We start from the raw sequence: 6,186 nt of genomic DNA, 5'->3' as shown, positions 1-6,186 counted from the left end.
CCAGCTTGCCGGTACGGCTTCGATACCAAGCTTGCTTTCAATGTTACTTAGCACTTCCAGCGGATCCATACCCGGGCGATCACATTTGTTCACAAAGGTGATAACGGGAACTTCACGAAGCTTACATACTTCGAATAATTTTTCGGTTTGTTCCTCAACGCCCTTGGCAACGTCAATAACCATCAGGCCGGAATCAGCTGCAACTAAAGTCCGCAGGGTATCTTCAGAAAAGTCCTTATGACCCGGGGTATCCAGCAGATTGTACTTGATGCCGTTTTGCTCAAAACGTAACACTGATGAAGTTACAGAGATCCCGCGCTCTTGCTCAATCGACATCCAGTCGGAGGCGGCGTGACGGGTAGCCTTTCGGGCACGGATGGATCCGGCCTCGTGCAACGCTCCACCATACAGCAATAGCTTCTCGGTGAGGGTAGTTTTACCCGCATCAGGGTGGGAAATAATGGCGAAGGTTCGCCTCTTTTTCGCCTCTTTGGTAATTTGTGTTTCGGCAGTGGCCGTGCTCATGGTGTCTCGTTCAGCTTGATTGAAGCCTTAAAGATACGGCCTTTTGAGTGAAGTTTGTAGTAAAGAGTGATTAGCAAAAAAGTGATGAATAGGGCTATCCAAACCCGGTGGCTGGGATTGAGGCAAAAAGAGGTATAAAGAATTTCCCGGTTTGTGTAGGGACGTATCATGATACAGTCCCTACACAAACAAATGGGTTATTTTAATTCCCAAACCCCGGTTGTTTTCCCATCCACCTCAAAATCTTTTGATACATTAATTTCATCCCCGGAAATCACATCAATCCCAATCTCAAAATCATCCAGAATCTCTGCAAATCGATCACGATCTAATGTCACTGCTTCCTCATTTGCATTCATAGTTACCATAATGGTTTGGTCTTCATGAACACGGAAATAGATATAGGTATTATTCTCAGGGATGAAATGTACCAGCTCACCGTCATGTGTTGCAACGGCATCTTTTCGCCATTGGGTTAGCTTGGTTACGTAATCCATGATCTCATTTTCCTTTTCGGTACGGCCTTCTTCAGTGAATACACTGCGGTCGTCATCGGGCCAGCCGCCCGGCATGGTTTGTCGCCAGGCTTCGTCATCACCGCCACGGTTTTCGTGAGCCATCATCAGCTCGGTACCGTAATATACCTGTGGGATGCCACGCGTGGTCATTAAAAACGTATAGGCCATTTTGAAGTGGTCTTCATTTTTGCCGATGTGCTCGAAGTAGCGGCTCATATCATGGTTATCCAAAAAGATGACATTGCCCATCGGGTCGGAATACAGAAAATCCTGGGAAAGCACGTAATAAAGCTGACTCAATCCGGTGGTCCAGCCAAATTCTTCGTTGAATGCATCGCGAGCTGCAAAGGCGAATTGGAAATCGGTCAGACTCGGCAGGTGTGATTGGTAGCCGTCATCCACTCCAGGTTTATCATATTGCCAGTAAGCTTCAGCGGGAACATTCTCTACCCACGATTCTCCAACAATATTAAAACTGGGATAGGCAGCGAGCACTTCTTTCGCCCAACGAGCCATATAATCTTTGTCTGGATAGACGTAGGTATCCATGCGAATACCATCAATTCCTGAATACTCGATCCACCATAGCGTATTTTGAATAAGGTAATCAGCCAGGAGTTCATTGTCTTGATTCAGATCGGGCATTTCGGGGACAAACCAGCCATCTGTAAGTTTCGTTGAATCGTAATCAGAGGCATAGGGGTCGGAAGCTACCACCCCTCGGTAGTTGGTTTGTCCGACTTCTTCATAATCAAACACCCAGTCGTTCGTTGGCAGATCATCCATCCACCAGTGATTGTCGCCAATGTGGTTGTGGATCATATCCATTATCACTTTCATGTCGCGCTCCTGAACTTTGGAGACCAACTCTTTATACAATTCATTAGAGCCAAAACGACGATCCACTTTATAGAGATCGGTAGCCGCGTATCCGTGATAGGCTCCGTACTCGATGCTCATATCATTCTCGAACATGGGAGTGAACCAGATGGCGGTCATGCCCAAGTCTTCAATATAATCCAGATGATCCATGACACCCTGAATATCACCACCTTGTCGGCGTTCAGGATTCGAGCGGTCAGCCGATTCGATCATGCCTTCAATAGTGTCATTGGAGGGATCTCCGTTGGCAAAACGATCAGGCATCATGAGGTAGATCACATCAGAAGGATCAAAACCATTGTTCCGGCCTTCTGTGGATTCTCGTGTTTTTAGCTCATAATTAAATACAATTTCCTTGTTACTCTGGGTGAGTACGATCTCCATATCCCCGGCTTCGGCCTCATCAGAAATATTAAAATAGAGGAAGAGGTAATTGGGTGAATCTACGGCAAGTTGTTTGGTGATCTTGACTCCGGGATGATCGGTACTGGCGCGATATAAGCCAAGGTTATCTCCGTAAAGCTGAAGCTGCAGTTCATTGACGGGCATTTCAGTCCACCAGAAAGGAGGATCTACTACCTGAATTTGATCCGGTAATTGAGCCTGAAGTGCAGGCATTAAAAGAAAAAGTGCGAGAGCAAGTGAGAGTAATTTTTTCATGAAGATATTTAGTTAATTCCAACGAAATGGATAATAAAGATCAGCCAAGACTTTTTCTTATGTAAATGCTTACATCGTGGATCTTGGAGTTTAGAGTTTCCCCGGTCGGGTCTGGGATTAAGGGGGGTGGGTCAATGTGGCCAAGGTTTGTAAGAGTTAGTTTCATCCCAATTCTTGTCATTGGGACCGGGAGGTCCTGAAAGTCATTCCCAACCGGGTGGTTGGGAACGAGGCTAAAGCACTGAGTAGTCTGAAATAGAACTATAATTTAATCAATAAAAATTTTAGCCAGCTTATCTCGCAGATCTGCCATGGGTGCTCCGGAACGGTTGATGGCAAATGCAACCACCACCTCCTTTTCACGATGGAGAAAAAACATGGTGCTTCCACCAACCGAACCGCCGCTATGGCCTTTCCATGTGTTGCCCTCTGAATCGATGAACGTGCTCCACCCAAATCCATAGCCGGTAGATTCTCCATCAGAAGTTTGCAAAGGAGCCATAAACCGGTCGAGTGTTTCTGTGGTTAAATAGTCGTCAGACAGATGAGCTTCCCCAAACCGGATCATATCCTCGGTTGTAGAGAGAAATCCGCCACCGGCCCATTTGTAGCTGTTATCCACATAGGGAGCTTCTATGTTGGATTCAGTGCTATCATCATACACATAAAAAAGAGTTCGATTCGGAATATCCTGATCGGCATGGTCGGGCATGGTGTTTGTCAAATTCAATCGGTCAAAAACCTGTGTTTCCATAAAGGGTAAAAACTTCTGACCGGAAGCGCCTTCTATTACAGCGCTTATCAAATTCCATCCGTAGCTTGAATAAGAGTAATCGGTTTCGGGTTCAAAAAGCAACGTGTCATCTTTAAAGATATCAAGCCCTTCTGTTATCGAAGTGTATTTCTTATCACTCATGAATTCATCTCCCCTGTAATGACGAATTCCTGCGATATGTCCGGCTACTTGTTCAACTGTGATCTCATATTCCTTTTCAGGAAAATTCGGCACATAGGTTTGAACCGGTTCTTTGGGATCCAATTTACCCTCTTGGTAAAGCAATGCCGCCCCTGATGCCGTATAGGTTTTGGAAACACTTCCTATGCGGAAAAGGGTTGAGGCTGGCTCGATGGGTACCTGATTGTCAACATCCATGTATCCATATCCTTTTGACCAGATGATCTCCCCATCCCGATAAACGGAAACACTCATACCGGGAATGTCATGCTCTTCTACATAGGTTTGCAAGATTTCATCAGCTGCATTGATGCCTTGTTGTATTTCTGGATCAGGTGTGTTGCATCCTGAGATCCAGATGAAAAGTAACGGAATAAAGTAGAGCGTAATTTTTTTCATGAGAGATAGATTGTTAAGTATGAATTATTCAGCTTGGGTAAGCCGGTAGATCAAAAGTGCAGCCCGTTTGGTCAGTTCCTTATACGTCTTCAAGTTTACAGTCTCGTTAGGGCCGTGCGCTCCGCTTCCCATGGCTCCGAGTCCATCGAGCCCGTCCACATGGCTTGCTACAAAAGAAATATCCGCAGCTCCGCGCCTTCCGGGATCGTAGGCTTCCACTTTACCCAATCCCAAGTCCTGGCTCAGTTCACTTAAAACGTTCAGTAATTCCATATTTCCATCGGTGGGCTCCATGGGAGGATAGCCTTCGTAGATGGTAAGCTCTGCAGAAGTTTGGGGCAGGTGATCAGAAACAATTTCTCTCATTTTGGCGAAGGCCCGATCACCTTGTTCAGTGGTTAAAAATCTAATTCCACCATGAGCTATGGTTTTCTTGGGGACAATGTTTGTTTTGCCACTTACACTTCCTCTGACCTGTTCTTCGTTATAATCAACCTCATTTCCACCCAGAATAACACCCACATTATAGGTGAGGTTATCTTCCCGAAGTTCCTCATAAAAACGATTGAGAATTCTTGAGGCTTCATATACGGAGCCCGCCCCGGTGTAATCACTGAAGATGCCGGATGAATGTGCTTGTCTACCCTCTACTTCAAGCTTCCATGAAAAGGAAGCACGACGGGCAACCGTGGCATAACTGAATCCCGATGCCGTTTCAAAACCGAGTGCTACATCACTTCTTTTAGCGGCATCAACCAGATCTTTTCGGCTGATGGAAGTAGGGCTTCCGGCTTTTTCCTCATCTCCGGTGTATGCTACAATTATTTGTGCATCAGGAATGGCACCCGCCTCTTTTAAGGCTTTAAGTGCATAGAAGATCATCACGTTTCCGGCCTTCATGTCATTTACTCCGGGACCTGTAGCTACTGAATCATTCAGAATTTCGAATTCCTGAAACGGGCTATCCGGCTCAAAAACAGTGTCGAGGTGGCCGATAAGGAGCAGTTTTTTTCCGGAACTTCCCTTTTGTTCAGCGAAAAAGTGTCCGGCGCGGTTTACTTCATCCTGAGGGATCCATCGGGTTTCAAAACCGAGTTCATTATATGCTTTGATATAGTTTTCCCCAACTTTACGAACCCCGTCAAGATTCAGGGTTCCGCTGTTGATGTTTACATTGGCTTCGAGGAATTCTAACGCGTCGGCATGATTGGCATCAATGCGATCAAGGATCTTTTGCTCTGTCTCCGAAAGCTGCTGAGCAAACAAGTTAAAGGTGACAAGCAAAAACAGTGCAGTGGATAAAAACTTCTTCATAATTTGAGGTTTGTTTTACAATTAATTTCCGGCAGAGTTCATGTAATCAACAACCAAATTACTCATGGCTCTGATACCGAGTTTCATGGCGCTTTCATCCACGTAAAAATCGGGAGTGTGGTGGCCGCCGGATTCAACATTAGGAGATTTCCCTCCTAAAAAGAAATACAAGCCGGGAATTTTTTCCTGAAAAAAGGAGAAGTCTTCGGCTCCGGTTACTGCATCCATGATGTTGGCATTTCCATTGGTAACACGGTCTAAGGTTGGCGCCATCATGGCGGTTAATTCGGGGTCGTTGTAGGTAATGGGATATCCTTTATGGATGGTAAGTTCAGCGGTAGCACCGTTACTCTCGGCGGTGTTTTGGACGATGGTCTCCAGTCGCTTGAAAATAAGCTGACGCATGTCTTCATCTAAAGCGCGGATCGTACCTTCCATTCTAACAGATTCAGGAATGATATTATGGCGAACTCCACCCTCGATTTTACCAAAGGTCACCACGGCAGCCTGTTTGGTTAAGGGCATGCTTCGGCTAACAATGGTCTGTACATTGTTAATGATCTGTGCTGCCGTTACGATTGGATCAATACCATTCCATGGTGCCGAGCCGTGCGCCTGCTTTCCGGTGATCTCAAGGCTAAAACTGTTTACGCTTGCCATAATTCCTTCCGAACGATATCCAATGGTGCCAACAGGTTCACTGTCCCAGATGTGTAATCCGAAAATGGCATCAACATCAGGATTTTCAAGTACTCCTTCTTTTACCATCAATTCAGCTCCGCCTTCTTCGCCCTGTGGCGCCCCTTCTTCAGCGGGTTGGAAAATAAACTTGATGGTTCCTTTGATCTCATCTTTCATATCGGTGAGTATTTTAGCAACCCCCATCATCATGGCGATATGGGTGTCGTGTCCACAGGCGTGCATTACCCCAAC

The 6,186-nt window shown here is 45.9% G+C and carries 5 protein-coding genes; all 5 read right to left on the bottom strand.

What is annotated here, in order from left to right:
* The coding region (locus VFM80_RS11030) for a GTP-binding protein (protein ID WP_395071885.1) at positions 1 to 525 on the bottom strand (525 nt) is incomplete at its 3' end.
* Between the two features lie 197 nt (positions 526 to 722).
* On the bottom strand, positions 723 to 2,585 hold the full coding sequence (locus tag VFM80_RS11025) for a glycoside hydrolase family 13 protein (protein ID WP_395071884.1): 1,863 nt from the start codon (positions 2,583 to 2,585) through the stop codon (positions 723 to 725).
* Between the two features lie 268 nt (positions 2,586 to 2,853).
* Positions 2,854 to 3,939, bottom strand: coding sequence for a serine hydrolase domain-containing protein (locus VFM80_RS11020; protein WP_395071883.1), 1,086 nt, complete (start codon positions 3,937 to 3,939; stop codon positions 2,854 to 2,856).
* 24 nt (positions 3,940 to 3,963) lie between these two features.
* Entirely contained in the window at positions 3,964 to 5,253 is a 1,290-nt protein-coding gene (locus tag VFM80_RS11015) for a M20/M25/M40 family metallo-hydrolase (RefSeq protein ID WP_395071882.1), read from the bottom strand.
* 21 nt (positions 5,254 to 5,274) lie between these two features.
* Positions 5,275 to 6,186: amidohydrolase (locus VFM80_RS11010; protein WP_395071881.1), on the bottom strand; the 912-nt coding region annotated here is incomplete at its 5' end.

The sequence above is a fragment of the Gracilimonas sp. genome, assembly GCF_035704785.1.
Classification (GTDB): Bacteria; Bacteroidota; Rhodothermia; order Balneolales; family Balneolaceae; genus Gracilimonas.
The sequence above is the reverse complement of the archived record's forward strand: the minus strand, read 5'-3'. Positions and strand labels throughout refer to the sequence as shown.

Coding starts and splice junctions, on each gene's coding strand:
- VFM80_RS11025 (WP_395071884.1), bottom strand. CDS start 2,585: ATGAAAAAATTACTCTCACTTGCTCTCGCACTTTTTCTTTTAATGCCT.
- VFM80_RS11020 (WP_395071883.1), bottom strand. CDS start 3,939: ATGAAAAAAATTACGCTCTACTTTATTCCGTTACTTTTCATCTGGATC.
- VFM80_RS11015 (WP_395071882.1), bottom strand. CDS start 5,253: ATGAAGAAGTTTTTATCCACTGCACTGTTTTTGCTTGTCACCTTTAAC.